The 24,843-nt window shown below is 68.5% G+C and carries 21 protein-coding genes; 8 read left to right on the top strand and 13 right to left on the bottom strand.

The window, feature by feature from the left end:
- Positions 1 to 150 (bottom strand): IS4/Tn5 family transposase DNA-binding protein (locus tag KEG57_RS56305; protein WP_372518248.1); only part of this gene is annotated, 150 nt, incomplete at its 3' end.
- 478 nt (positions 151 to 628) lie between these two features.
- Here KEG57_RS56305 and KEG57_RS44645 point away from each other — a divergent pair.
- The gene (locus tag KEG57_RS44645; protein WP_272459653.1) at positions 629 to 1,531 is read left to right on the top strand and encodes a hypothetical protein; all 903 of its coding nucleotides are present in this window, start codon (positions 629 to 631) and stop codon (positions 1,529 to 1,531) included.
- A gap of 6 nt (positions 1,532 to 1,537) precedes the next feature.
- Here KEG57_RS44645 and KEG57_RS44640 read toward each other — a convergent pair whose 3' ends face one another.
- The 3 genes from KEG57_RS44640 to KEG57_RS44630 all read right to left on the bottom strand — a co-directional run bounded on the left by KEG57_RS44640 (position 1,538) and on the right by KEG57_RS44630 (position 4,669).
- On the bottom strand, positions 1,538 to 2,320 hold the full coding sequence (locus KEG57_RS44640) for a hypothetical protein (RefSeq protein ID WP_272459652.1): 783 nt from the start codon (positions 2,318 to 2,320) through the stop codon (positions 1,538 to 1,540).
- Positions 2,321 to 2,359: 39 nt separating this feature from the next.
- Complete coding sequence (locus tag KEG57_RS44635; RefSeq protein WP_272459651.1) at positions 2,360 to 3,109, bottom strand: alpha/beta hydrolase; 750 nt, start codon at positions 3,107 to 3,109, stop codon at positions 2,360 to 2,362.
- Between the two features lie 96 nt (positions 3,110 to 3,205).
- A complete protein-coding gene (locus tag KEG57_RS44630) occupies positions 3,206 to 4,669 on the bottom strand; it encodes a pyridoxal phosphate-dependent decarboxylase family protein (protein WP_272459650.1) in 1,464 nt (487 codons plus the stop codon).
- 89 nt (positions 4,670 to 4,758) lie between these two features.
- On the opposite strand from KEG57_RS44630, the gene KEG57_RS44625 reads away from it, so the two are divergent.
- Positions 4,759 to 5,388: a phenylalanine--tRNA ligase beta subunit-related protein gene (locus KEG57_RS44625; RefSeq protein ID WP_272459649.1), complete on the top strand. Its 630-nt coding sequence runs from the start codon at positions 4,759 to 4,761 to the stop codon at positions 5,386 to 5,388.
- Here KEG57_RS44625 and KEG57_RS44620 read toward each other — a convergent pair whose 3' ends face one another.
- Positions 5,389 to 6,627 carry a hypothetical protein gene (locus tag KEG57_RS44620; RefSeq protein ID WP_272459648.1) on the bottom strand — a complete coding sequence of 413 codons (1,239 nt, stop codon included), beginning with the start codon at positions 6,625 to 6,627 and terminating at the stop codon, positions 5,389 to 5,391.
- A gap of 442 nt (positions 6,628 to 7,069) precedes the next feature.
- On the opposite strand from KEG57_RS44620, the gene KEG57_RS44615 reads away from it, so the two are divergent.
- Positions 7,070 to 7,747, top strand: a complete 678-nt coding sequence (locus tag KEG57_RS44615; protein WP_272459647.1) for a hypothetical protein — start codon at positions 7,070 to 7,072, stop codon at positions 7,745 to 7,747.
- A 9-nt stretch (positions 7,748 to 7,756) separates the two neighbouring features.
- Here KEG57_RS44615 and KEG57_RS44610 read toward each other — a convergent pair whose 3' ends face one another.
- The 3 genes from KEG57_RS44610 to KEG57_RS44600 are packed head-to-tail and all read right to left on the bottom strand — an operon-like array spanning position 7,757 to position 13,381.
- Positions 7,757 to 8,992 carry a PEGA domain-containing protein gene (locus tag KEG57_RS44610; RefSeq protein WP_272459646.1) on the bottom strand — a complete coding sequence of 412 codons (1,236 nt, stop codon included), beginning with the start codon at positions 8,990 to 8,992 and terminating at the stop codon, positions 7,757 to 7,759.
- Positions 8,989 to 11,760 carry an FG-GAP repeat domain-containing protein gene (locus KEG57_RS44605; protein WP_272459645.1) on the bottom strand — a complete coding sequence of 924 codons (2,772 nt, stop codon included), beginning with the start codon at positions 11,758 to 11,760 and terminating at the stop codon, positions 8,989 to 8,991. The genes KEG57_RS44610 and KEG57_RS44605 overlap by 4 nt, the downstream gene beginning before the upstream one ends.
- Positions 11,741 to 13,381 carry a serine/threonine protein kinase gene (locus tag KEG57_RS44600; RefSeq protein WP_272459644.1) on the bottom strand — a complete coding sequence of 547 codons (1,641 nt, stop codon included), beginning with the start codon at positions 13,379 to 13,381 and terminating at the stop codon, positions 11,741 to 11,743. The genes KEG57_RS44605 and KEG57_RS44600 overlap by 20 nt, the downstream gene beginning before the upstream one ends.
- 107 nt (positions 13,382 to 13,488) lie before the next feature.
- Between KEG57_RS44600 and KEG57_RS44595 the strand changes: the two genes are divergently transcribed.
- Entirely contained in the window at positions 13,489 to 14,709 is a 1,221-nt protein-coding gene (locus KEG57_RS44595; protein WP_272459643.1) for a methyltransferase, read from the top strand.
- Here KEG57_RS44595 and KEG57_RS44590 read toward each other — a convergent pair.
- Positions 14,706 to 14,945 carry a hypothetical protein gene (locus KEG57_RS44590; protein WP_272424728.1) on the bottom strand — a complete coding sequence of 80 codons (240 nt, stop codon included), beginning with the start codon at positions 14,943 to 14,945 and terminating at the stop codon, positions 14,706 to 14,708. The two genes, KEG57_RS44595 and KEG57_RS44590, sit on opposite strands and share 4 nt — an antisense overlap.
- Before the next feature lie 54 nt (positions 14,946 to 14,999).
- Between KEG57_RS44590 and KEG57_RS44585 the strand changes: the two genes are divergently transcribed.
- Together KEG57_RS44585 and KEG57_RS44580 are read left to right on the top strand one after the other, a co-directional pair.
- The gene (locus KEG57_RS44585; RefSeq protein WP_272424729.1) at positions 15,000 to 15,653 is read left to right on the top strand and encodes an NUDIX hydrolase; all 654 of its coding nucleotides are present in this window, start codon (positions 15,000 to 15,002) and stop codon (positions 15,651 to 15,653) included.
- Between the two features lie 75 nt (positions 15,654 to 15,728).
- Positions 15,729 to 17,174, top strand: coding sequence for a hypothetical protein (locus KEG57_RS44580; protein WP_272424731.1), 1,446 nt, complete (start codon positions 15,729 to 15,731; stop codon positions 17,172 to 17,174).
- 1 nt (position 17,175) lies between these two features.
- Here KEG57_RS44580 and KEG57_RS44575 read toward each other — a convergent pair whose 3' ends face one another.
- Positions 17,176 to 17,958 (bottom strand): SDR family NAD(P)-dependent oxidoreductase, encoded by a 783-nt coding sequence (locus tag KEG57_RS44575; protein ID WP_272424732.1) that lies wholly within the window; start codon positions 17,956 to 17,958, stop codon positions 17,176 to 17,178.
- 141 nt (positions 17,959 to 18,099) lie between these two features.
- Between KEG57_RS44575 and KEG57_RS44570 the strand changes: the two genes are divergently transcribed.
- Positions 18,100 to 19,743 carry an AMP-binding protein gene (locus KEG57_RS44570; protein ID WP_272424734.1) on the top strand — a complete coding sequence of 548 codons (1,644 nt, stop codon included), beginning with the start codon at positions 18,100 to 18,102 and terminating at the stop codon, positions 19,741 to 19,743.
- A gap of 10 nt (positions 19,744 to 19,753) precedes the next feature.
- Here the strand turns inward: KEG57_RS44570 and KEG57_RS44565 are convergent, their stop codons facing one another.
- Positions 19,754 to 21,607: a serine/threonine-protein kinase gene (locus KEG57_RS44565; RefSeq protein WP_272424736.1), complete on the bottom strand. Its 1,854-nt coding sequence runs from the start codon at positions 21,605 to 21,607 to the stop codon at positions 19,754 to 19,756.
- A gap of 48 nt (positions 21,608 to 21,655) precedes the next feature.
- Positions 21,656 to 22,339 carry a thioredoxin family protein gene (locus tag KEG57_RS44560; protein ID WP_272424738.1) on the bottom strand — a complete coding sequence of 228 codons (684 nt, stop codon included), beginning with the start codon at positions 22,337 to 22,339 and terminating at the stop codon, positions 21,656 to 21,658.
- A gap of 196 nt (positions 22,340 to 22,535) precedes the next feature.
- Here KEG57_RS44560 and KEG57_RS44555 point away from each other — a divergent pair, with 196 nt between their 5' ends.
- Positions 22,536 to 24,230 carry a mechanosensitive ion channel family protein gene (locus KEG57_RS44555; protein ID WP_272424739.1) on the top strand — a complete coding sequence of 565 codons (1,695 nt, stop codon included), beginning with the start codon at positions 22,536 to 22,538 and terminating at the stop codon, positions 24,228 to 24,230.
- Between the two features lie 30 nt (positions 24,231 to 24,260).
- Here the strand turns inward: KEG57_RS44555 and KEG57_RS44550 are convergent, their stop codons facing one another.
- Complete coding sequence (locus KEG57_RS44550; RefSeq protein ID WP_272424741.1) at positions 24,261 to 24,716, bottom strand: hypothetical protein; 456 nt, start codon at positions 24,714 to 24,716, stop codon at positions 24,261 to 24,263.
- Positions 24,717 to 24,843 lie beyond the last annotated feature (127 nt).

Here is a 24,843-nt window from a genome sequence, read left to right as displayed (position 1 = left end):
AACCTCACTCACCTTCCCCGAGGGAAACAGCGCCGCCTGCGCGGCCATGCGCGTCAGTCGCCGGGTCCGGCGCTTGTCTCCAAGGTCCGCATGCCCGAACTCCTCCTCCGCCCACGCTTCCGCCGACGAGGCCGCCCCTGCATCCAACATCTCACTCGGTAAATGTCGTCAGAGGGGGGGAATGTACCGATCGGAGATGGGACCAATGCTCAGAACCAGGGCAAGCCCTGGACCATTTGTGGAAGAACTGCGCGGTGCGCAGTTCTTCCAACAGGTCGGTGGCAAGACCAGGAAGGTGCGTTTCACGCTGGCAGCGGGCACGTTGCCAGTTGAATCCTCAGCGCTGCGTCTCGATGGGCAGGGTCGTCGTTGGTCTTGACCTGGCCTGTTCGATGAACTGCGCATCGCGCAGTTCATCGACCCCGGGTCCAGCGCTTGCGCTGGTCCGGGTCCAGGGGCGGACAGCCCCGGTGGGGCCTGGGGCAAAGCCCCAGCGCAGCGCATCCCAAGATGAGACCAATGCTCAGGACGCAGACGGAGAGCGCGCTCGCGGGCCCGCTCCGCGGCAGCCGTCGCAACAGACGCGCAGAACTGTCGCCCGGTCCCGGGCTCTGGTACCTTCCCAGCCATGCCGACGTCCCCCGCTGCCTCGCGGTTCGTCCTTGCCGCCCTTGCCGCGATCGCGGCGTTCGGAGGCGCGCATGCCGAGGCGGCCCCGCCCGATCCGGCGCGCAAGGCGCAGTGCGCGGCCGCGTTCGAGGAGGGGCAGGAGCTCGAAACAGCCGGCCGCCTCGTCGAGGCGCGTGGAAAGTTCGTCTCGTGCAGCGACGCGGCTTGCCCGGCTGTCGTGCGCGACGAATGCGCCACCATGCTCCCGCGCGTCGAGGCGAGCCTGCCGACGATCGTCCCCGGCCTGCGTGACGCGCAGGGCAACGACATCGTCGCGGCCGAGGTGACGCTCGACGGCGCCGTCCTCACGAAGACGCTCGACGGTCAGCCGATTGCGGTGAACCCGGGGCCCCACACGCTCAGGTTCGTCGCGCCGAACGCCGCGCCGGTCGAGCGGCAGGTCGTCATCCGTGTCGGCGAAAAAAATCGCGTGATCACGGTGGATCTGGAGGGGGCCGCGAAAACACCTCCGGATGCGCACCCTGACAAACCCGCGGCGCCGGACGCGGGCCCGTCCGGGAAACGCGTGGCCTCGTACGTGCTCGGCGGGCTCGGGGTCGTGTCGCTCGGGGCGTTCGCTTATCTCGGCATCACGGGGAAGTCCGATCTCGCGGGGCTCCACGACGGTTGTGGCCGCACGCAGAGCTGCGCCGAGACGGACGTCGACGCCGTGAAGACGAAGCTGATCCTCGCGGACGTGTCGCTCGGCGTGGGTATCGTCTCGCTGGGCGTCGCGACCGCGCTGTTTTTCACGAGCGGCGGCGAAAAGAAGCCGACGGCGACCGCTCGCGGGCCGGTCGTCCGGCCGGTCGTCGCGCCCCTCCCGGGCGGGGGCGCGGCGATGCTCGTCGGAACGTTTTGAAAAGCCTCAGAACGAGCCGCCGCCGAAATCCTCGAAGCGGACCTCGTCCGGGATGCCATAGGTGAATACGCCGATCCGGCCGCCGGAGGTCCCCATCGGCGCGTTCGAGGCGTCCCACGTCCCGAAGAGCTTACCGTTCACGTACGCCTCGATGCGGCCGTCCTCGTAGCCGCGCGCCCATATCGTGTCGCCTTCCACGAGCGCGCACGGGACCTTCTGGCCGACCATGGTCCACTCACCGCCGACGCAATACGCGACGTGGATGACGGGTTCCCCATCGAAGCGGTTCCAGCTCACCACGACCGACTCGCACTCGCTCGGGTGCCCCTGGTTCCGCAGGACGAGCTCGATCTCCGTCTCGGTTCCATCCATCGACTCGATCGTGACGTAGGCTTCCTGGCGGGCGCCGAACACCTGATCCCAGATCGCCGCGTCTGGATTGTCGCCATGCGTGAGGAGTCGCTCGCCGTAAATCGTGTACGTGCCGGAGGACATGAGTTTCCACGGCGGCCCGGGGTCCCCGTCGGCGCGGTCGAAGTCGTCGAGGATCCCCGTCGCCGGTGCGTGGACGCCGCCGCCCGTGCCCCCGACGCCGCCCGTGCCCCCGACGCCGCCCTCGCCGCTCGTGCCCCCGGCGCCGCCCATGCCGCTGCTGGCGCTCGACGTGCTCGCCGCCTCCCCGCCCGGAGCGCCGGTCAAGCCGTCGAACGACGAGGTCAGGTAACATGCGGGGGCGAGGAGAGCGCCGGACGCGGCGAGCACGAAGGCGAGCAGGTTCTTCGAGGCCATGGCCCGAGGATACCCCGGATCCCGCCGTTTCATCTACGCCTAGGGCCTGCGAGGCAGCGCGTTCTTTTCGAGCCAGGCGAACGCCTCGCCGAAGACCCGCTCGGCGTCGCCCATCTGCCCGTGTTTGGCGCCCGGCATTTCGAGGTACGTCGAAGGAATCCCGGCGGCCTGGAGCTCCGCGGCGGCCTGCTTCATGCGCGTCGTCACATCGAACTCTCCACTTACCATGACCGCGCCGCGCACGTGCCGGAGTCGCGCCGCCGAGGGCTCCGTGGGCGCGCCGATCAAGATGAGCCGCGAATACCGCTGCGGCCATTGCTCCGCGAGCCGCTCGCCGAGGAACGCGCCCTGCGAGTGGCCGACCAGCACGAGGTCGTCCGCCACGCCGCCGCTCACCGCGAAGGCGGCCCGGATGCGGGCGTCGAGTTTGTCGAGGTCGAACGAATGTTTGCGCAGGATACCCGCGCCGTTGCAGGGCGTGTCGCCGCGGACCGCGAGGATGCCGCCGTGCTCGCTCGCCGCGAACTGGAAGGCTTGCACGTCCCCGACGCCGGCCGAGCACATCCCGTGCAAGAAGAGCATCTTCGGATTTGCTCCGTTCGGGCCGGGCACGGCGAACCCGGGCAGATCGTCGGCGATGTTCAGCGTGTACACCTCGACCGGGAGCGCGAGGCGCCTCTGCGTGGCGAGGGGGTGAATCGCGGCGAGCGCCTGTTCGTCCCGGCCGCACCCCGTGGCGGCGAGGGAGAGCCATGCGAGGAGCCCGAGGCGGCGGAGCATCTTCTGCATGCTCGCTTCGTGGGGGAGACGCTCGCTCGTCGCAATCGGGGAACGACGGGTCTCACGGGCGGATCGATGTTCGAGATTTCCAGCCGCGGGGCGGAATCAGGGTCCGTCCACGCGGGTCTGGAAGAGGCCGTTCATGTATTCGACGAGCAGCCGCTCGCGCAGCGGGGGCGGCAGGTGGTTCAGGACCTCGCTCACGGCGGCCATGCGATCGGGCAGACTCGCGCCCGCGATGCCGGTGGCCGCCATCGCCTCGCGCAGGATGCCGCCGAGCATCGCCGGGTCGAGCTTCGTGAGGTCGAGCGAGGCGAGCGCGCCGCGGAGCGCCGAGAGATCGCCCCCGGGCGGCGGCAGCGTCCGGGCGATCGTCACGCATTCGCGCAGATCGCGGAGCAGCTCGTCCGCGAGCCCGAGCGCCTTCGGGTTGAGCGAGAGGTGAATGTTCTCTTTCGACGAACCAAAGCCGAGTTGCGGCTGGACGAACCAGCCGCGGGCCTTCATCTCGTCGATGACGTGAAAGACGCTGACCTCGTCGGACGTGAACGCGACGAGGTTCATCTCGGGCCGCGCGAGGAGCCGGAGGCCCAAGATCGCCTCGATCCCGTCCACGATCTTGCGTGTCGCGGCCAGCATGTTCCGCGCGATCTCGAGGTACCCCTCGTCGCCGAAGTGATGGAGCACGGCCCAGCAGGCGGCGAGTGGCCCGGCCGATTTCGTGCTCTGCACGGTCGAGTTGATCACCGTGTAGCCCGACCAGCCCGCGCAGGCATAAAACTGATGGCGCCGCAGATCCTTCGTCTTGTGGAGGATCACGGACGCGCCTTTCGCGGCGTAGGCGTATTTGTGGAAGTCCATCGAGATGCTGGTGACGCCCGGGACCTGGAAGTCGAAATCCGGGACGGGCGCGCCGAGCCGCCGGAAGTACGGCAAGAGAAACCCGCCGATGCACGCGTCGACGTGGAGGAGAAGGTTTTTTTCGAGCGCGAGCGCGCCGAGCTCGCGGATCGGATCGACCACGCCGTGCGCGTACGAGACGGCCGATCCGACGAGCAGGATCGTGCTCGGCCCGACGGCCTCGCGCATGGCCGCGACGTCGGCCTTGAACGTCGCGCGATCGACGGGCACGCTGACGAGCTTCACGTCGAGGTAATGGGCGGCCTTGTGAAACGCGGCGTGCGCCGTCTCGGGTACGATGATCTCGGGCTCGCGGATGCCGCGCGCCTCGCGGGCGTAATCGCGCGCCGTCTTCACCGCGAGGAGGATGCTCTCGGTGCCGCCGCTCGTGAACGAGCCCGCGACCTCGTCGTCGCCGCCGAGGTGCGCCACGGCCATGGAGACGACGTCGTTTTCGAGGACGAGCGTGCTCGGAAAGACCGTGGGATCGAGCGCGTTTTCCCCGAGGTACATGGTGTACGCGCGGTGAATGACGGCCTCGGCTTCGGGCCCGGCATCGTAGACGTACGCGAAGGTGCGTCCGTCGCGCCAGGGCATGTCGTGGGCGCGGAACGCGGTGAGTTTTCCGAACAGCTCGTCCCTTCCGAGACCCTTCGCGGGGATCCTCATCGTGCCTCCTCGGTCGTTTTCCGGGGCCATGAGGCACGCGGTGGCCCCCTCGTGTCAAGCGGCCCGCGCCGGGCTAGGATGCGCCTCCCATGCTGACGATCGATCCCCACCCGTTGCTCGAGGCCGCCGCCTTCACGACCACGTTTCCCGCGCCGCTCGGCGAAATCGAAGCCCCCGCGAGCGTCCGCGCGCTGCTCACGCCGGGCGCGGCGGCGCCGCTCTCGGCCGACGAGGCGGTTCGTTCGGCGGTGCGCGATCTCTTGCGGCACGGCGGATACAAGCCGACGGGCCGGGGCAAGCCTTCGTCCGAGTACCTCGTCCGCGCGGTGACCGAGGGCGCGCTCGGCTCGATCAACGCGGCCGTCGACACGTGCAACGCGGTCTCGTTGCACAGCGGCCTGCCCATCAGCGTGATCGACCTCGACCGCGCGACGCCGCCGCTGCGGATCGGAATCGCGAAGCCGGGCGAGAAATACGTCTTCAATGCCTCGGGGCAGGAGATCGATCTCGGCGGGCTGCTTTGCCTCTTCGACGCGGAAGGCGCGTCGGCGAACGGCGTGAAGGACGCGCAACGCACGAAGACCCACGCCGGGACGCGGCACACGATGAGCGTCCTCTGGGGCACGCGCGCGCTCCCGGGCCGCGCGCGAGAGGCCGCGAGGTGGTATCGAACCTTGCTGGAGGAGGCGGGGGCGACCGTGGACGTCGTGACGGAGTGATCAGCGAGGCGTCTCGCTGGCGGGGATCCAGAAGCCGCCGGCGTCGTCGGGCAGGGCAAACACCGATTTCGGGAGCACGTTCGTCCAGCCCGCGATGGTCTCGAGCACGAGGAGCTCGGCGCCGGCCTCGATCACGCCGATCGGCCGCTCTTTTTCATCGCGCCGGAACCGGATCGGGATGTCCTTGCCGGCGCGGGCGACGCGCGGCGGCGGATCCATGACGAGCTGCGCGCCCGCGACGCTCGTCTCGGGGGGAATGTATTGATCCATCATCTCGCCCTTCGGTAGGGCCGTGAGATCGGACCAGCGCATCCACCCGTCGATGGCGAGATCGGTGCGGAGCTTTCCGTGGACGAACGATCCGCTCTGCTCGGTGCTCCAGAACAGCTTCACATCGGCGACGTTCATGCGGAGCGTGTAGACGACGTTGCCCGCGGGGCCGTCGAGGATGTCGACGTCCTGGGCCTTCGCGAGGAAGCCGCGGCCATTGCCGGGCACCTCCACGGGCACGGGCGTGCCGCGCTGCAAGGCGAGGGCGTCGCAGGGCGCGCTGACAGTCGCGTTTTGGCCATTCGTGCCGAAAATGGGCATCTCGACCGTGACGAACCCAAGCTTCGCCCCGGTGATCTTGAGCTTCTGCGCGGTCGCGATCCACACGTTGCCCGAGACGATCGGAATATCGCGTCCGCTCCAGACCGGGATCGAGGTCGTCGCGACGTACCCTTCGAGCCGGAAGGAAGGCTCGCTCGCGCGTGTGGTGATCTTCGAGCGCTGAATGGCCGGATCCGGCGGGATCTCGCTCATCGACATCGGGACATAGCCGCCCTGGAAGCTCGCAATGACCCGACCGCCCACGGGGGCGTCGTAAAGCAAGGTGCCCTTCGCGAGCGGGGACGTGCCTTTGATGACGCAGTTCGGACCGGTGACGCCAATGGTCGCGGTCGGCGGAGGCGGCGGAGGCGGGGGCGGAGGTGGCGGCGGAGGCGGAGGCGGCGGCGGAGGCGGCGGAGGCGGCGGAGGCTTGTTCGCCGTCGGCTTCGTCGTGGGCTCCGACGTGGTCTTCGTCGTGTTCTCGGGCCGCGGATCGTCGAAGGTTCCTTCGGTCGGCTGCCATTGCCCCGTCCGCGGTTCGGTCGGGGTGCAGGCGAGGGGAAGGCCGAGCGTGACGCAGGCCGCGGCGAGGACGGCGGCGGCGACCGACGAGCGCGCGAGACCCGGGCGGCGAGGGCAGGGAACCATGGGGCGTACCTATACCACGTTCCTGGCGGCCCTCGCGCTGAGCATTGTGGGAGGCGCTGCGCTGGGGCTTTGCCCCAGACCCCACCGGGGCTATCCGCCCCTGGACCTGGACCAGCGCAAGCGCTGGACCCGGGGTCGATGAACTGCGCGATGCGCAGTTCATCGAACAGGCCAGGTCAAGACCAACGACGACCCTGCCCATCGAGACGCAGCGCTGAGGATTCAACTGGCAACGTGCCCGCCAGCGTGAAACGCACCTTCCTGGTCTTGCCACCGACCTGTTGGAAGAACTGCGCACCGCGCAGTTCTTCCACCCCGAGTCCAGGGCTTGCCCTGGTTCGGGTCGAGGGGCGAACAGCCCCCGCGGGGTCCGGGGCAGCGCCCCGGCGCGGCGCGGCGGCTTGCCTTGACGCCTCCGGCCAGCCGTTTTTACGCTCGGCGAATGACGTCCTCCTTGCGATCTTCGGGTCTCCTCCTCGGCCTCGCCTCGCTCACCTTCGTCACGACCGCCTCCGCGCGTCCATTTCGGGTGAACGACATCCCGAACGGCACCAAATACGGCTGCTTGAACTGCCACGGTGACACGAAGGCCAGTTACAATACGGATTTTGGCGGCGATGCGCGCTTGCAGCTCGTGGGCGACGTGCCGGTGCAAGAGCAAAACGTGAACTGGGGGCCGCTCTGCCCGCTCGATTCGGATCAGGATGGCTGGACGAACGGGCAGGAGCTCGGCGACCCCGATTGCACCTGGACGAAGGGCGACCCGGATCCGAAGGGCTTCGTGTACAACCCCGGAAACATAGACAGCCACCCGCCGCCCGTCTGCGGCAGTGGCAAGCTCGAAGCCGGCGAGGCATGCGACGGCGAGCTATTTTTGGTGAGCGATTGCGCGGAAGCAGGGGCGGGCGAAGGGCCGCTCGCCTGCACGGCGGATTGCAAGCTCGACTATACGCAATGCAGCCAGCCGCCCGGCTCGATGCCCGACCTCGGCGTCGACGGAACGACGGACGAGGCCGGAGGCTGCAGCGCGGCGCCTGGATCGGCACGGGGTCTCGGAGGAATGGGCGCGGTGATCGGGGCGCTCGTCTTTGCGGCGGCGATGCGTCGCAAGCGGCGGTAGGCGGGCGAATCAGAACCGGGCGCCGAAGGAGAGGCCGACAACGCCGGGGCCGACCGCCGGCACGACCGCGATCTCGCGCAGGCGCGAGGGATCCGGGCCTTTGGGCTTCTTATCGTCCTTCTTGCGCGGGGGCGCGAGCCGGGGTTCGTCGAAGTAATACAGCAAGAACGCGAGGGCCCCCATGCCCGCGGCCACGTTGAGCGCCACGGTCGCGCCGTTGCGAAGTGCCGTCTGCGTTTCCCGAGACTCGAGGTACTCGTCGAGCTCGGCCTCGCTGATCGTGCCTGCGAGGCGCCGGTCGTTGATCTCCTTCGCATTGTCGCCGGCTGCCCCCGCGAAGAACGCCATGACGCCGCCGCCGGCGACACACGTCGCCGCCGCGCCGATGAGGACGAACGAGGTGATTCTTTGCCGCGTGCGATCGAGCGCGGCCTTCACGTCCTCCGACTTTCCTCGGCCGAGATCGAGCTCCGTGGTGAACGTGTTGAAGCCGTTCAGGCTCACGCTGAGCGTCCGGACGCCTGCCTCGATCTGGAGCGGCGACTGGAGCGGCAAGGCGCCCTTGGGCAAACCGTCCACCGTGACCGACGCGCCTGCCGGGCCCGTGATCGACACGAACGCCGGCATTTCGCGCAAGGGCACGTCGAGCGCCGTCATCTGGCCTTGCTTGGCCGGCACCTCGCGCTCCTCGGGGAAATACCCGGGCGCCTGCACCAATACCTTGTGTTTGCCCGGCGTGACGTCGATCGCCTCGAGCGCGCGCGGCGGACCGCCGTCGATCGAAATCGTCGCGTCCTCGACCTGCGTGGTGATGGAGATCTGGGTCGAGGGCGCCTCCTCGTGCGTCGGCGTGCTCTGTATCTCGGGAGGCAAGCGCGAGAGGATCGCCTCGATGTCCTTGATGGCCGCGTCCGCCTCGCCGCGCCGCTTGCCCGTCGTGTCCGTGGCCAGGTACCGGCGATAATAATCCACGGCCTGCCGCAGGTTCTGCGGCTTGCCATCGTTGCCGTATTGTTTGCGGTAGGCCTGCGCGATCGAAAAGAGCAGGCCGGGGCGCGTCGTGAGCGCGTATGCCTGCTCGAAGGCGCGGACGGCGTTCGCGTAATTGCCCTTCTCGTACTCGCGGGCGCCGGTCTCGAAGTAGGCGCGCGCCTCGGGGGAATCGACGTCCGAAGGGCCCGCGAGCGAGAGTCCCGCGCCCGTCGAAAGGGCGAGCATCACGAGCGCCGCGAAAAAACGCCTCATCGGGCCGCCTCCTTGCCGAGGAAGAGGAGGAGCCTGGGGCCCTCGGCGACGAGCAGATCATCGACGCCGTCGCTGTTCGCGTCAATCGCGAGCAGCGCCTGGCCGCCCGGGAGTCGGGCGAACGGATTGTCGTCCTCCGGGAGCTTGAACGCGCGTTTCCCGTCCTGAGCCGTGCCCAGGTCGAGCACGTAGAGCCCTCGCTGCGTGAGAAGGACGAGCTCCCGGGCCGCGTCCCCGTCGATGTTCAAAAATGCGATATCGGCGATCCCCTGGATGAGGTCGTCGCTGGAGCTATTGTTCTCCGTGGACGTGTCGGGCTCTTCGAGGAGCTTCTGGGGGATCTCGATGACCGTCGGTGGCCGCTTTCCGTCGAGCGTCTCCGTGCCCGTGCCGTCGTTCCAGTAGATGGCGACCGCGCTCCGGGGCCGCGCCGCGTTCATCGGGCTCACCGTGTTCACCAGGAGGGCGACGTCGCTCCGCCCATTGCCGTCGACATCGACGACGACCGCCGGCGCGTCGAACGGATCGGGGTTTGGCAGGACGAGGTCCTCGAGCACGCTCGAGATGTCATCGAGCTTGGGAGAGGCCTCGAAACCCGTCTTCGGGTCGTAATCGGCGACCCAGAGGCCACGACCCCCGGTCTCAGCCTTGAGGAAGACCCCGAGCGCGTCGCGATTCTGGCTGTAATTCACCGGTGTGAGCAGCATGCTGCTCTTCCCCGTATCCAGACCTTCAAGGACCCGCAGGGACGAGCCGTCTTGACGACACCCTGCAAGCCAGACCGCGCTCTCTGTCGCGGCCGCGATGGTCGCCCGGGTCCCCTGCGCGGATCCTCCCGGGCCCCCTTGCATATTGCAGGCTTCGACGCCGAAGTGGGACACGACGATCTGCGTCGGCGCATCGGCCGTGACCGGCATCGTGCCCTCGGGCGCGCCCGCCGACGTGCCCTTGATGGTCAGCGGAGCGAGGAGCCGTCGCCCGACGTTGCCCTCGATGATCGTGAAAGGCTTCGGCATGCCTTGCGCCTCTCCCGAGTCCCCGGCGGCGGCGGAGAGGACCACGAGATCGTCGAGGAGATCGGGGGCACCGATGGCGTTCGTCCCTTTCACGCGGCCCGTGGCGATGTGCTCGAGGTTCCGATAAAAACCGAGGGAGAAGGGCGCCTCGGGCGCGGCGAGCGGGCGGCCGAAGAGCACGATGAGCTCGTTCGGAGTCGTCATCATTTCGTTGCCAGGCGAAGGCGGCGGAGCATACAGGAGCACGGCGTCGTCCACGGAGTCACCGTCGAAATCGCCGAGGGCGAGTTCGCCGACGAGCTCTTCGACCGGAACGGTGAACGTATTGAGCTCGCCCCCTGGGACGCTGCTCCACACGTCGAGGAGGGTCTGCGTCGAGCGCGACGCGAGGACGTCCGGGAGCCCGTTGCCATTGAAATCGCCGATGATGGCGTGTGCCCAGCTCACGCTGGACGGAGAGATGCAGCTCTTCTTGATCGCTTCTTCTTTATAGTACGGATTGTAGAGCACGCCGCGCGCGTCGACGATGTCGAGCGCTCGATTGCCGTCGAGGTCACCGACCGCGAGCGGCGGCCCGGCGAGGACGCGGCCTCCGCAAGTGCCCGGCTCGACGACGAGCGGCGAAGGGGGGCTCCCTACCTGCGGGTTCACGGCCTCCATGAACTTGCCCGTGCCGTCGTTCGCGAGGAAGTGGAGACGCTCCGCGGCCCCGACGAGCAGGTCGTCGTCGCCGTTGTTGTTCGCGTCCGCGAAGAATGCTCCGGCCCAGGCCGCGCCGCCGAGGGGCAGCGGCATCATGGTATGCTTCGGATCCTCCGCGAGTTTGCCGGATTCGCCGCAGGAGAGGATGACTACTTGCGAGGGCGTCGATGCGAGCTCGAAGGCGACGACCGGGCATTTCGAGTCGCTCTTCGTGTTTTCGGACACGGCGACCGCGCCGACCAGCGTCCCCGGCAAAACCAGCTCCTGCATTCCGCCCACCTTCTTGTGGACGGGCTCGGCGTTGCCGTTGACGGTGATCGTTTCGAGATGGGTTTGTCCCTCCTTCGTGATGAACGCGAGCAGCGTGTTTTCGTCGTTGAGCCAGCCGAGGGGGACGAGCCGCGTGGCGCCGCCCTCCAGTTCCCCCGAATGGTAACTCCACGGCTTTAGCGTGCGGTTGTCCTGCCCCGAAAGGACGCCGAGCGCGTCGCCGAGGTTCAGGACGAGATCTGAGGTGCCGTCCCCGTCGATGTCGCCCACCCCGGGCAAACGGCGCTCGTTCGGCACGTTGATCGAGCGATCGATGAGGCCGTTCGTCCCGAAAAACATAATATCGAGCGAATTGTCGCCGAGCGCCACGGCATCCTGCCGGCCGTCGCCGTCGAAGTCGCCGGAGAGGAAGCGCCGCACGCCGCCGCCCCCGATCGAGAGCGGCGGCGTGGAGAGCCCGCCGGGCTTGCGGCACGTGCCGTCGATCCCGCAGCCGAAATCGGCCGGACACACCACGTTCGGATCATCGGCGAGGTTGCAGACGTAGCGGCAGGTGGCGCCGCAGAGGTTCGGGGGCACGGTCGTGAGATCGTTGACCGCCTCCTCGCCGGGGACGAGGTTTCCGTCGCAATCCTCGCCCGGTTCGAGGACGCGGTTGCCGCATTCGTTCTTGTCGACGTTTTCGAGGCTCTCGCAGCTCGCCACCGCCACGGCCCCGAGGAACGCGGCGAGGCCGAGCAGCGCCGCGCGCCGCCGGAAGCTAATACTCGAGTTCCCCACGATTCTTCACCGTCTTCGCCGTCCCGCCCGGTCGCGGCTGGGAGGTCGCCTTCTCCTTCTCCAGCGTGATCGGGATCAGGATGTTGTGGTTGGGCTCGATGGAGACCGTTTTCGATTGATGTCCCTTCGCCGAGAACGTGAGCTCGACCGGCGCATCGCCGCGCGGAATCTTGAACGGGCCCGGCGCCACGCCAAGCTTGCGTTCGCCGAGGTGGACCTCGACGTTATCCGGAGTCGCCTGCACGCGGAGCTCGATGTCGAGCGGCACGTCCGGCACGACCGTGGGCTCCGGCGCGGCCGTTTTCTCCGGAGGGAGCGCGGGGAGCGTGGGCGGCGGTGGAGGAGGCGGCGGCGGGTGCGCAGCGACGGCGTCCGGCCCGCCCCGCGAGAAATGAAGCGTCGCCGCGACGGTCCCCGCGACGAGGAGGCCCGCGCCGAGGGTCACGAAAAGGACCTTGGACCTTCGGCTTGGCATGGCGTCGGGCGTGGACCGGAGCGTCGCCTTCGGCTGATCCCCCGACGAACCCGTGGTCGCCGACGTCGCTTCCGGCTGCATCATCGTCGTCGCCTGCCCGAACACGGCTTGCTGGGCGGGCGTCAAGGCCGTCGGCACGTCGAGGCGCGGGAGCTTTTCGCTGGAGCGCGTGGCGACGGAGGGCACCTCGATCCCCGCTGCACGCGCAGCCTCGACGACCGCGTCGATCGCGGCCGTCACCGAGGCCGGGCGCTCGGTCGGATCCTTCGCGAGCATCCGCAAGACGGGCGCGTCGAGCCCGATCGGAAGGTCCGGACAAACCGACGACAGGGCCGGCGGGGGGGTTTGAACCTGCTGCATGAGCACGTCCATCACGTCGTCGCCCATGAACGGCGGCGCGCCCGTGAGCACGGCGTGGGTCATCACGCCGAACGAATAGATGTCCGTCCGGTGGTCGACCTGCTTGCCGCGGCATTGCTCGGGCGACATGTAGAGCGGCGTGCCCATGGGCGTGCCTGTGCGCGTCTTGTGGCCCTGCGATTCGCCGAGCAGCTTGGCGATGCCGAAATCGAGGAGCTTGGGGAAAACCGAGCCGTCCTCGTCGAAGACCAGGTAGACGTTCTCCGGCTTGAGATCGCGGTGGGCGATGCCGGCGGCGTGCGCGGCGTCGAGGGCGCGGGCGATCTGGCGCAGGATGGGCAATGCCTCGGAGGGGCGGAGGCGGCCGCGCTGGCGGAGGTACCCTTCGAGGGTCACGCCCTCGAGCAGCTCCATGATGTAATACTGCCGCCCGTCCTCGAGCTTGCCGAACGAGAAGATGTCGATGATGCCGCGGTGGCGGATCTGGTTGACCGCGCGGGCCTCGGCGACGAACCGCGAGACCATCACCGGGTTGTGCGAGTATTGCGGGTTCAGGACCTTGATCGCCGCGGACTTGCCGATGACCGGGTGGACCGCGGCGTACACCGCGCCGAACCCGCCCTCGCCGATCTTGCGCTCGATGCGATATTCCCCGACGATCCGGCCGGGCTCGAGCTGGAGGGCCGCGGCGGGGATCGCGTCGTCCGGGACGAGAGACGTGCCGTCGACGGGGCAGGTGGCGACGTCGCCCGAGTAGGTGGCAAGGCAAGTAGGACAGGTGGCCATGCGGCGCTCGGCGGCAGCCTACACCACGCAGGGGCGCGAGTAGAAGCCCGAAGGCACGAAACGTACAGCTTGACAGAAGGCATGTGGGGCCGTTCGCTTTGCCGGCCATGGAAGCGGCAACCCGGTTCGTCTCGGAGAGCCTCGCGCGGGCGCTCGCGCTCGTCGTGCCGGCGCTCGACATCCTGCGCGGGCGGCCGGATTCGGCGGAGCCGCCCGCCTTTTGCGAGGAGCGCGGGTTCACGGCGTTCCTCGGCGCGCTCTCCGACGACGAGCTCGCCCGCTGCGAGGCCGAGGGGCTCGCGGCGCACTTGCCGATGCTCACAGGGGCGCCGGCGTCGCTCGTGGAGCTCGGGCGCTCGGCGCTCGAGGTTTCGGCGCTGCCCGCGCGACTCGCGGCGAGCCCGGGGACGCGGCTCGACCGGCCTCGATCGGTTTCGGAGCGCAAGACGCGGCAGCTCGAAGCGCTGCTCGACGCGGTCGAGCCCATGGCGCAGCGGGCGCGGCGAATCGTGGACATCGGCGCGGGGCGGGGACATTTCACGCGCCTCGCGGCGGAGATGTTCGACCGCGACGCGGTGGGGATCGAGCGCGAGCCGCGGCGCGTGGAGGCGGCGTCGATCCTCGGGCAAGGCTCGCGCGCGAGGTTCGTCGTGCTCGACGCGCTCCGCGATCCGATCCTGCTTTCGCCCGACGATCTCGCGGTCGGGCTGCACGCGTGCGGCTCGCTCGGCGATCGGTTGGTGCTCGAAGCATCGAGGGCGCCATGCGACGTGGCGCTCGTGTCGTGTTGCCTGCAGAAGATCGACGGGCCCGCGCGCGAGCCGCTTTCCGCGGCGGCGCGAGAGGCCGGGCTCGTACTCCCGCGCGAGGCGCTCGGGCTTTCGAACCTGACGACGCGGCTCGTGGGCGTGGAGGCGAGCCTCGCGGAGATGCTCGATGCGCGGAAAAACAGGCACGCGCTCGCGCGGCTGCTCAGGGCGCGCGGCGTTGCGATCGCGCCGGGCGAGGAGATGCGTGGCATCAACCGGCGGAGGGCGCGCGAGGGGCTCGCGGAGCTTTCGGCGCGGGCGCTCGCGCTCCGGGGGCTCGCGCCGGCGACGGAGGCGGAGATCCGCGAGCACGAGGCGGAAGCGGCGATCGAGTTCGGCCGGATCCGGCGCTGGACGCTGCCGCGCGCGATGCTCGCGCGTCCGCTGGAGATTGCGGTCGTGCTGGACCGCGCGGCGGCGCTCGAAGAGCGAGGGTACACGGCGCGGGTCGCGCAGGTGTTCGAGGCGGACGCGACCCCGCGAAACCTCGCGATTCTCGGCGAGGCGCCGCGCGGCTAGGAAAAACGTTCTATTTGGGGTGGAGGCAGCACGCACGTCCCGTTCGGGGTGCAGACGAGCGGCGGGCAGCAATCCTTGTCCGTGTTGCACGGGCCGCACGTTCCGCCGGGGCCGCAGGCGGGCGTCGGGTTCACGCAATCGTGGCAATCGGTGCACGCGCTGTCCGGCGGCTGGCAGCCGGCGATCATGATGATCGCTTCGTCGCCGGATACCACGATGGGGACTCGACGCGTCAAGCCCTTCCCTTGACGTCTCCCGCGCGCGCCGCTAGCCCTTGTGGGAGAAACGCCGTGTCGACCTCGTATGATCTCGCCGCCATCGCCGCCCGGCTCACCGTCCTCGATCTCGTATCCGAGGCCGCGACGACGGAGCGACAAGCGGCCGTCGCGGCGATCCTGCGCGCGCCGCGTTCCACGCTCGGGGGCTCCGCTCCGACAAGCGGAGCTTCGCCCCCGAACCCCCAAGGGCATGAGGCCGAGGTCCTTTTGATCCGCCGCTCCGAGCGGCAGGGAGATCCGTGGTCGGGGCAGATGGCCTTCCCGGGCGGGCGACGGGAGCCGGCGGATCCGAGCCTTTATCACACGGCCCTGCGCGAGACGGAGGAGGAAATCGGGCTCGATCTCGCGCAACACGGCCGCTTTCTGGCGCGGCTCGCGGACGTGCCCGCGGTGGCCCGGGCCCGGCGCGTCGGAATGACCATCACGCCGTTCGTCTTCGCCCTCGACGAGCCCGATCTGCCGCCGTTTCAGCTGAGCGCCGAGGTGGCCGAGGTGGTATGGGCGCCGATCGGCCCGATGGCGCGTGGCCAGAACGCCACGCGGTATTCGTACAATCACGAAGGAAACGTGCTCGATATGCCGGCATTCGCCGTCGAGCAACGAATCGTGTGGGGATTGACGTACCGGATGCTCGAAATGCTCTTCGAGGTCCTCGGCGGGCGCTAGGCCCGGCGGGGCTTGACAGGCGCCTGTCATTCTGATGCCGTGTTCGCCTTCCTTTTCACGCGAGGTGGATGCGTCATGAGGGCATTGCGCGGATCGTTCGTCGGGGCCATGTTCGTCGGAATCATGCACGTCGCGGCAGGCTGCGGCGGGCCGGACGAGCCTCCCGGCGCGGGCGGGGGAGGGGCCGGCGGAGGCGGCGGAGCCGGCGGCGAGCCCATCACGTGCTCGTTCGAAGTGGCCTCGCACGACGTGGGATGCCCCGCGGGGAGCTGCCCCATCACGGCGGACATCGAGGTGCGCTGCACCGAGCGCGAATTCGGCGCGGCCGGCGTGCGCGTCGCGCCGGGGCCCACGGGGACGTACCTCGGCACGTCGAGCCACGAGGCGACCTATCTCTTCGAGATCACGCCGTCGGGCGGCAGCCGGTTCGAGGAATTCCCGATGCGGCTCGACGCGACCGCGATGGTGCTCGCGCAGGGGCCGGCCGGCGAGGTGTATGCCGTCGGCGACGAGACGTCGATCGACGGGAGCACCTCGCCCGTCGGATACCCGAACGGCCTCGTGCTCGTGCGCCCGGAGGGGAGCGGGTTCGTGAAAGAGACGGTCGCCGACAGGGACGATCGTTACGTGCCGGTCTACGATTTCGAGATCGATCCGGCGGGCATCGCGTACGTGTGGTACGCGAGCGATCCGCCGAGCGGAATCTCGCTCGCGAGGCGTACGGTGGACGGGAGCTTCTCGTCTTCGCCCGTGCAGACCGTCGGCGAGGGCAGTCGATTCACGATCGACGCCTCGGGCGCGCCCGTCTCGCTCGGGTACGTTCCCAACGGCTCCTTTTACGATCTCGCGTACGGCGATCCGCCGGAGGTCCTGACCGGCGTTTCCGTGCCCTCGGTGATCACGAAATACCGCGTGACCCAGGCCCCGGCGAGCGTGAACGGCGCGAGCGTCGAGCCGTTCGTCGCCGTCATCCAGCACGACGTCGGCCTGCACGTGGTGTGGCCGGAGGGCCAGGCATCCGACGAGATCGAGATTCCGGACACGAACGTCCCGCCTTACGTTTGTCCTGCCACCACCGATTACGATCCGCAAAACGGGACATGCCCTGCCCCTTGCCACGAGACCGCGACCGGCATCGAGAACGGTGCCTTCGCGATCACGCGGACCGCGGACGGCAAGGTATGGCTCGCCTGGATCGTGAGCCACCTCGATTACATGCGCGTTTACGAGAAGCAATGCTTCGACGACGAGTCGATGTGCATCTGCGGCGGCGTGGTGGAGGACGTGAAGACGAAGAACGAGCTCGTGATCGCGCGATACGAGCCCGGAAACCTCCTCGTCGACCCCCTCTTCACGCTCCCGATCGACGCGCCGTCGACCTACAATCTCTTCTCCGACCTGTGGACGGACGTGCGGCTGCTCGACATCCGGGCGTTCGGGGCCGAGGTCGCCGTGGGCGTGCGGCTCGAAGACGAGAAAGGGATCAAGGTGCGGGTGCTCAGGATCCTGAACGCGCCCTGAATCAGGCCGTATACCCGCCGTCGACCAAGATCTCCGCGCCCGTCACGTACGAGCTCTCGTCCGATGCACACATCAAAATGGCCGCCGCGACCTCCCGCGGCGTGGCGAACCGCGCGAACGGCGAGGTCTTCGCGAGCGCCGCATAAGCCTCCCGCACGTCGCCGAGCTCCTTCACGAGCGCCTGGAAAAACGGCTGCTTCTCCCACATCGGCGTCTCCACGCCCGCGGGCAGCACGGCGTTCACCCGGACCCGGTGCGGCGCGCCTTCGAGCGCCGCCACCTTCGTCAGCATCACGACGGCGGCCTTGCTCGCGCAATACGCGCCCGCGCCCGCGCTCGCTCTTTTGCCCGACGCGCTCGCCACGTTGACGATGCTGCCCCCGCCCGCGCCGCGCATCACCCGGATCCCCCGCTGCGTGCCGAGGAAAACGCTGTCGAGGTTCACCGCGATGACGCGCCGGAAATCGGCGAGCGTGCTGTCGGCGAGCGGAGCGCTCGACGCGATGCCCGCGTTGTTCACCAGGATATCGATCCGGCCCCAGCCCGCGAGCACGCGGTCGAGCACCGACTCCCAATCCGCCTCGTCCGTCGCGTCGAGCTCCAGGGCGAGCGCCTGGCCGCCGCGCGTCGCGATGCGCGTGGCCGCTGCCTCCGCCGCGGCGACGTCGATATCGGTGACCACCACGCGCGCGCCCTCCTCCGCGAAGAGCTCCGCCGTCGCCTGCCCGATGCCCGACCCCGCGCCCGTCACGAGCGCCACCTTGCCTGCGATGCGTCCTGCCATGGTGCCCCCACCCATCATCCGCGGCCCCGTGTGCCCCGTCAACCGTCGAGCATCGCTGAAACCCGCGAGATATGCCCCGGACGTCCGTCCTCGTTCGTTTCATCTCCCGGGCGCGGCCGCGTCGTGCCACGATGCCGCGCCATGACCGCCGCTCTCTCCTACACCCACGGCACGAGCGCGACGCCGCTGCTCGGCGAAACCATCGGGGAAAATCTGCGCCGCACGGCGACGCGATACCCGGACCGTGAGGCCCTCGTCGTCCGCTCGCAAGGCGTGCGGATGACGTACGGCGAGCTCTGGGAGGCGACGACGCGCGTCGCGCGGGGGCTCGTGGCGTTCGGCGTGAAGCGGGGCGATCGCGTGGGACTCTGGTCGCCGAACCGGTTCGAATGGGTCGTCCTGCAGTACGCCGCGGCGCGCGTCGGCGCCATTCTGGTGAACGTCAATCCCGCCTACAAGACCGCGGAGCTCGAATACGCATTGCGGAAATCGGGCGTGTCGGTGCTGTTCGCGGCGCGGCGGTTCCGGGCGACGAGTTACGTGGAGATGATCGCGGAGGTTCGCCCGCGCCTTTCGGAGCTCCGGCTCGTCTTGATCCTCGACGACGACTGGAAGATGATCGTGGAGGCTGGCGGACACGTGAGCGACGACGCGCTCGCCGAGCGCGAGGCCGAGCTCTCGTTCGACGACCCGATCAACATCCAGTACACCTCGGGCACGACGGGTTTTCCCAAGGGCGCGACGCTCTCGCACCACAACGTGCTGAACAACGGGTATTTCGTGGGCGAGGCTCTCGGCTACGGTCCCGATGACCGGGTCTGCATTCCCGTGCCGTTTTACCATTGCTTCGGCATGGTCATGGGAAACCTCGCGTGTACGTCGCACGGGTCCACGATGGTGATCCCGGGCGAGGCGTTCGATCCGCTCGCGGTGCTCGAGGCGGTCGAGGCCGAGAAGTGCACGTCGCTCTACGGCGTGCCGACGATGTTCATCGCGGAGCTCGATCATCCGCGGTTCAAGGAGTTCGATCTGCGCTCGCTGCGCACGGGAATCATGGCGGGATCGCCGTGCCCGGTGGAGGTGATGCGGCGCGTGGTCTCGCAGATGCACATGCGGGAGGTCACGATCTGCTACGGGATGACCGAGACCTCGCCCGTCTCCACGCAAAGCGCGACAAACGATCCCGAGGACAAACGCGTCGGCACCGTGGGCCGCGTGCATCCGCACGTGGAGGTCAAGATCGTCGATCCGAAGACGGGCACGGTGCGGCCGCGCGGCGTCGCCGGCGAGCTCTGCACGCGCGGCTACAGCGTGATGCTCGGCTACTGGGGCGACGAGGAGGCCACGCGCACATCGATCGACGCGGGCCGATGGATGCATACCGGCGACCTCGCGACGATCGACGCGGATGGATACGTGAACATCGTCGGCCGCATCAAGGACATGATCATTCGCGGCGGCGAGAACGTGTATCCGCGCGAGATCGAGGAGTTCTTGCACCTGCATCCGCGCGTCAGCGAGGCGCAGGTGATCGGCGTGCCGAGCGCGAAATACGGCGAGGAGATCATGGCCTGGGTCCGGCCGAAGCCGGGCGAGGCGGTGGCGGAGGCCGAGCTCGTCGAATTTTGCAAAGGCAAAATCGCGACCTTCAAGATTCCGCGTTACTGGAAGATCGTGGACGAGTTCCCCATGACGGTGACGGGGAAGGTGCAAAAGTTCCGGATGCGCGAGCTCGCCGTGGGCGAGCTCGGGCTCGAGCTCGTGTCGCGCATCGAGACCGCCTGAGCCGTGGAGATCAGCCCCCGAGTTTTGCCCGGAGCTTGCTGATCGCGTCTTTCAGCTCCGCGTCCTCCCGATAACAACACGGATCCCGCTTGGCCGAGCAGGGAACGTCCTTCACGATCAAGAGCTCCTCGAGGGCGCGCCCGTCGCCCTCCTCGGCCGCGCGCGAAAAGAGCGCGCGCTTGTCGGGACAAGCAGACTTGCGGAGCTCGTACGCGACACGCAGCGCGGGTGTGGCGCGGTCCAGGATGCCGGGCTTTCCGAGGATGTCCTGGGCCCTGCGGCTCGCCTTCGAGCCGCCGCGGGTCCGCACGACGTGGAAGAGGACATCGAGGCCGCCGCTGCCGAGCTCGTTTTCGAGCGCGTCGAAGACCTGATCCGACTCGGTGAAGCTCGTCTCGAAGCCGATCCCCGCGACGACCGTGGCCACGTCGCCGCGAAGCTCGGAGCCGGTGAGCCGCGCCGGATCGAGCTTGGCGAGCGCGAGGAACGCCTTGGCCCCCGGCCGCCATTCTTTGCGAGACGCCGCCCGTCGGAGCCGCTCGGCCCATTCCGTCGCGTCCGCGCCGTCGATATCGGTCGGCGCGCTCTCGGGGGCCGTCGTCGGGCTCGGCGCGGGCGCCGCGCTCGCCGTGGGAGCCGAGGTTTCCTGGGATTCGGATCCTCCGCGGAGGAGAACCACGACGAGGAGCAGCACCGCGAGCGCCGAGAGGCCCCCGGCAACCAAGATGAGCGCGCGTTTGTCGAGGCGCTTCGGCCCGGCGGAAGCGGCCTTCGTGGGCGCGGCCTCGGGCGCCATTTCGGGGGCTTTTTCCAGCTCCTTCTCGGGCGCCGCGGCCGCCTCGTCGAGCGCCGCGAGCACCTCGTTCGCCGAGGCGAACCGCCGATCCGGCTCCCGCGCGAGGAGCCGCAGCACGACCGCCTCGATCCGCGTCGGCACCGTGATCTCCGGCGCGCGCTGCCGCATCGACGGCGGATCCTCGCTGCGGATCTTCTTCAGGTGAAGCCCCGGATCACTCTCCTCGAACGGGCGTTTGCCCGTGAGCATCTCGTACATCACGACGCCGAGCGCATACAGATCCGAGCGGGCGTCGACGCCTTCCATGCCACGCGCCGCCTCGGGCGCCATGTACGCGAACGTCCCCATGACCATGCCCACGCCCGTCAGCGCCGGGCTCGGCTTCGCATTCCGACCCTGATCCGAGAGCAGCTCGACGCGCACCTTGGCGAGGCCAAAATCGAGCAGTTTGACCGTGCCTTTTGCGTCGACGAGGATGTTCTGGGGCTTCACGTCGCGATGCACGATGCTCTTCTCGTGCACCGCCCCGAGGGCCATTGTGATCTGCCGGCTGATGGCGAGGGCCCGATCGAGGGGCATCGGGCCCTGTTCGATGAGGTCCTTCAGCGGCGTGCCCTCGACGTACTCCAGGATCAAGAACTGCGAGCCGTCGTCGAGCTTGCCGAAATCGGTGGCCGCGACGACGTTCGGATGGCTCACGTGCGCGCCCGCGATGGCCTCGCGCTCGAACCGGACCGAGAGCTCGATCATCCGCGCCATGTCCGGCCGGAGGACCTTGATGGCCACACGCTTGCGCAGGTGCACCTGCTCGCCGCGGTAGACCGCCCCCATGCCGCCGTGCCCGATGAGCTCGTGCACGACGTAGCGATCCGAGATGAGCTTTCCCACGAGCGACGCGAGCTCGTCCTGGAGGAGCGAGCCTTGCCCGCGCTCTTCAAGCGCCGAGGACGAGATCAGCATGGCGCTCGGCTCGCCGCTCGCGGCCGCCGCCCGCTCTGCGCGCGGTACCGTGACGGCGTCGTCGATGGCGGAAGGGGAAGGCCCGTCCGGCGGCGTGGACTTCGACATGCCGTCGAGACTACCCGAGGTCATGCGGTCCGGACAATGGCGGGGGGCTTACGAGCCGTACTTGACGCTGCAGCCGTACGCGCGGGTGTCGGGGGTGCGCACCGGCTTACCGGCGGCGAGGTCTTCGAGGGCCGCGTCGACGTAGTTCACGAGCTTGCCGTCCTTCGGCGACTCGCCCTCGCCGTCGGGCGAGTTGTCGATGGCGCCGCGGTAGACGAGTGTGCCCTGCGCGTCGATCACGAACATGTGCGGGGTGTTCGTCGCGCCGTACTGGTGTCCGACCTTGCCCGTCTCGTCCGCGAGCACGGGGTTTTCCATGCCAAACGATTTTCGCCCCTCGGCGACGCGCTCCGGGCCGTGCCCCTGCTTGCCCGGGGCCGACGAGTTGATGCCGAGCCAGACGACGCCCTTCTCGACGGCGCGCTTGGAGTATCCCTTGAGCGAGCCTTTCGTGTGCGACGCCTTGACGAACGGGCAGTCGGGGTTGAACCACTCGAGGACCACGATCTTGCCGCGGTAGTCGGCGAGGTGGTGGGTCTTGCCCTCGTAGTCGGTGAGCGTGAAATCGGGGGCGGGTTTGCCGACCTCGGCGCCCGCTGCCGGTTTGTCCGAGGCCGCCGCGGCCGCGGGGGTTTTCCCTTCCGGGGCCTTCGCCTCCGGCGCCGGGGCCGGGGCTTCCTTGTTGCAGGCGAGGAGGAAGAGCGGAAGGAGCAGGAGGTGACGTAGGGTCATGCGGGGCATCTTTCCACGCCCGCGCGGGGTGGCAAGGAGGTCTGCGGGGGTTGTCCCGCGGACCGTTCTTTTTCCCGGGGCCTCGTGTAGAGTGGCGTGGGGGGATGCCCCCTCCAGAGCGCCGTGCTGGCAACCACCCTTCGATCGGTAGGTATCGCGCTCCCGCGTAGCAGCACGACGTCACGAGGTACATGACATGCCGTTGCCCCGTTTTTCTCCCGACACGGTTTCGAACAACGTCGCGCTGACCGTCGTCGCCACCACGATCCTGCTCCTCGCGCCGCTCGCCTTGACCGTGTTCTTGCGGTGGGTCGTCCGCCAGGCCACGCAGTCGGTTCGCTCGAAGACCGTCGAGAGCGCCGCCGAGCAGGTGCAGAAGTCGCTGCGCCTCGTGGCGACGGTCCTGTCGCTACTCGTCGTGGTGGCGGGCTGTGCGACGCTCGCCATTGCGATCATCCGCGATATCGATCTTCACCCGTGGGCGAATCGGCTCGTCGAATACGCGAGCGTCCGCACGGGCCAGGATCTACTCCGTGGCGTCGGGATCGTCGTCGCGATCGGCATCGGCTGGCTCGCCCTCCGTGTCTTCTTCAAGTCGCTGCTCGACCGCATCGAAGCGCGGCTCCGTTCGGTCGCAGCCCTCCAGAGCCAGAAAGAGGAAATCACGCTTTTCCGAGAGCGGACCGGGGGCCTCGGGAACGTCGCGTTCCTGTATGGTCTGCACCGCCTCGGCAGTGCTTCGCTCGGCCTGCCGTCGAGCGTCCACTGGCTGCTCGACACGATCCTTTACGTGCTGCTCGTCGTATGCGTCGCGCGGGCGGTCTCGGTGCTTGGCGTCCTGAGCCTCGAAGGGCTCGACCACGTCGGCGCCACGCGCCTCGAAAAGTCGGCGTTCGGCGTCTATTACGCGAGCATCCGCAAGCTCTCGCCGCTGGCGAAGCGGATCCTCGAGGCCATCATCCACCTCGCGGCGGCGACCCTCGTCGTTCGGCAATTCCAGACGCTCGAAGCGTTCGCGCCTTATGGCCCTCGTATCATCCGGCTCCTCGGGACCTTCTTTGCGGCCCGCGTGCTGGCCGAGCTCATACGCGTGGTCCTCGTCGAGGCATTCGCGGGGAAAAAGAGCGCGGAGGACGAGACCTCGAAGCACCGCGTGACGCTGGTGTATCTTCTCCAGAGCGTCATCACCTACGTGATTTATTTCGGCGCGTGCCTGATCATGATGGATCAGGTCGGGATCGACACGAAGCCATTCCTGGCCGGCGCCGGCATCGTGGGGCTGGCGGTGGGGCTCGGGGCCCAGAAGCTCGTCAACGACATGGTGAGCGGATTCTTCATCCTGTTCGAGGGGCACTTGCTCAAGGGCGATTACGTGCGGATCGGCGACTGCGAAGGCGTCGTCGACTCGGTCCAGCTCCGGGTCACCATGATCCGGGACGGCTTCGGGCGAATGTTCACGTTTCGCAATGGCGACATCGGCACGATCATCAACTTTTCACGCGAGTACGTCCACGCCGTGGTGGACATCGTCGTTGGCCTCGACGCGAACCTGAACGAGGTGTTCGATGCGTTGAAAGAGGCGGGCAAGCGCCTCGAGGAGGCGCACCGGAGTCGCGTGCTCGATCCGCTCGTCGTTCGAGGCGTCACGCAGATCGCCCAGACCGGCATCGTGGTTCGTGTCGCCGTCAAGCTCACGCCCGGCGATCCGGACCCGATTCCGCGGATCCTGCGCAAGTTCACCAAAGAGGTCTTCGACGAGCGCGGCATCGAGCTCGCCAACGCGACCCAGCTCGCGGTCGTCGTGACGAAGGATGGCGTCGAGAATGGCCGAGGTGCTGGGAATTCGCGTGGTGCGGGGAGTGAATTCCTTGCGCTGCCGCCTGCGCCGTGACGGACGGGGCGCGGCGCGCCGTTTGCCGTTTCAGGTGCCGGTGGGCAAGAGAGCGCTGCCGCGCACCGAATTGGCGGGGCGGTGGGAGGCGAGCCACGCGCGGGCCTCTGCCTCGGTCGGCGTGAATGTCACCGGGAAGGAGAAACGGGTCGGCAGGATGTGGGCGCCGGCGGTGAGGACCATCGACATCGCGATGCGGATGGGGAACGAGGCGCCGAAAATGACGCCGGCGCGGACCGGAATGAGGTCGCCTCCGCCCCGCAAGAAGACTTGCCGCACGCGGTCGCCCGAGGTCTGATACCGCGAGACGTCGAGCATCGAGAGCAGGGGGCCGTATTTCCGGCCGAGCTCGTAGATCCGGCCGATGATCCCCTCGGCCTCGTCGACGGTGAGCGGGCCGTCGAGCACGGTGCAGATCTCGTCCGGAGCCTCGAAACGCATGCGGTGCGACCCGAACCGCTCTTCGAATGACGACGATTTGCTCATGACGCAGCTCCGCGGTACGACCGATTCCGCGATCCTCTTTGCAACGAGCGATCCAGCCGGCTTCGCTCGCCGGAACCGAATCTTTTCATGGAGTTGTGGCGTGGGAATCGGCGTGACCACCCTTGCA

This window comes from Polyangium jinanense, from assembly GCF_028435365.1.
This window is presented reverse-complemented; position numbering and strand designations above follow the sequence as displayed.

What these genes read in the sequence shown, in the direction of transcription:
- KEG57_RS44645 (WP_272459653.1), top strand. Translation starts at nt 629, where the DNA reads ATGCCGACGTCCCCCGCTGCCTCGCGGTTCGTCCTTGCCGCCCTTGCC.
- KEG57_RS44640 (WP_272459652.1), bottom strand. Translation starts at nt 2,320, where the DNA reads ATGGCCTCGAAGAACCTGCTCGCCTTCGTGCTCGCCGCGTCCGGCGCT.
- KEG57_RS44635 (WP_272459651.1), bottom strand. Translation starts at nt 3,109, where the DNA reads ATGCAGAAGATGCTCCGCCGCCTCGGGCTCCTCGCATGGCTCTCCCTC.
- KEG57_RS44630 (WP_272459650.1), bottom strand. Translation starts at nt 4,669, where the DNA reads ATGAGGATCCCCGCGAAGGGTCTCGGAAGGGACGAGCTGTTCGGAAAA.
- KEG57_RS44625 (WP_272459649.1), top strand. Translation starts at nt 4,759, where the DNA reads ATGCTGACGATCGATCCCCACCCGTTGCTCGAGGCCGCCGCCTTCACG.
- KEG57_RS44620 (WP_272459648.1), bottom strand. Translation starts at nt 6,627, where the DNA reads ATGGTTCCCTGCCCTCGCCGCCCGGGTCTCGCGCGCTCGTCGGTCGCC.
- KEG57_RS44615 (WP_272459647.1), top strand. Translation starts at nt 7,070, where the DNA reads ATGACGTCCTCCTTGCGATCTTCGGGTCTCCTCCTCGGCCTCGCCTCG.
- KEG57_RS44610 (WP_272459646.1), bottom strand. Translation starts at nt 8,992, where the DNA reads ATGAGGCGTTTTTTCGCGGCGCTCGTGATGCTCGCCCTTTCGACGGGC.
- KEG57_RS44600 (WP_272459644.1), bottom strand. Translation starts at nt 13,381, where the DNA reads ATGGCCACCTGTCCTACTTGCCTTGCCACCTACTCGGGCGACGTCGCC.
- KEG57_RS44595 (WP_272459643.1), top strand. Translation starts at nt 13,489, where the DNA reads ATGGAAGCGGCAACCCGGTTCGTCTCGGAGAGCCTCGCGCGGGCGCTC.
- KEG57_RS44580 (WP_272424731.1), top strand. Translation starts at nt 15,729, where the DNA reads ATGAGGGCATTGCGCGGATCGTTCGTCGGGGCCATGTTCGTCGGAATC.
- KEG57_RS44575 (WP_272424732.1), bottom strand. Translation starts at nt 17,958, where the DNA reads ATGGCAGGACGCATCGCAGGCAAGGTGGCGCTCGTGACGGGCGCGGGG.
- KEG57_RS44570 (WP_272424734.1), top strand. Translation starts at nt 18,100, where the DNA reads ATGACCGCCGCTCTCTCCTACACCCACGGCACGAGCGCGACGCCGCTG.
- KEG57_RS44565 (WP_272424736.1), bottom strand. Translation starts at nt 21,607, where the DNA reads ATGTCGAAGTCCACGCCGCCGGACGGGCCTTCCCCTTCCGCCATCGAC.
- KEG57_RS44560 (WP_272424738.1), bottom strand. Translation starts at nt 22,339, where the DNA reads ATGACCCTACGTCACCTCCTGCTCCTTCCGCTCTTCCTCCTCGCCTGC.
- KEG57_RS44555 (WP_272424739.1), top strand. Translation starts at nt 22,536, where the DNA reads ATGCCGTTGCCCCGTTTTTCTCCCGACACGGTTTCGAACAACGTCGCG.
- KEG57_RS44550 (WP_272424741.1), bottom strand. Translation starts at nt 24,716, where the DNA reads ATGAGCAAATCGTCGTCATTCGAAGAGCGGTTCGGGTCGCACCGCATG.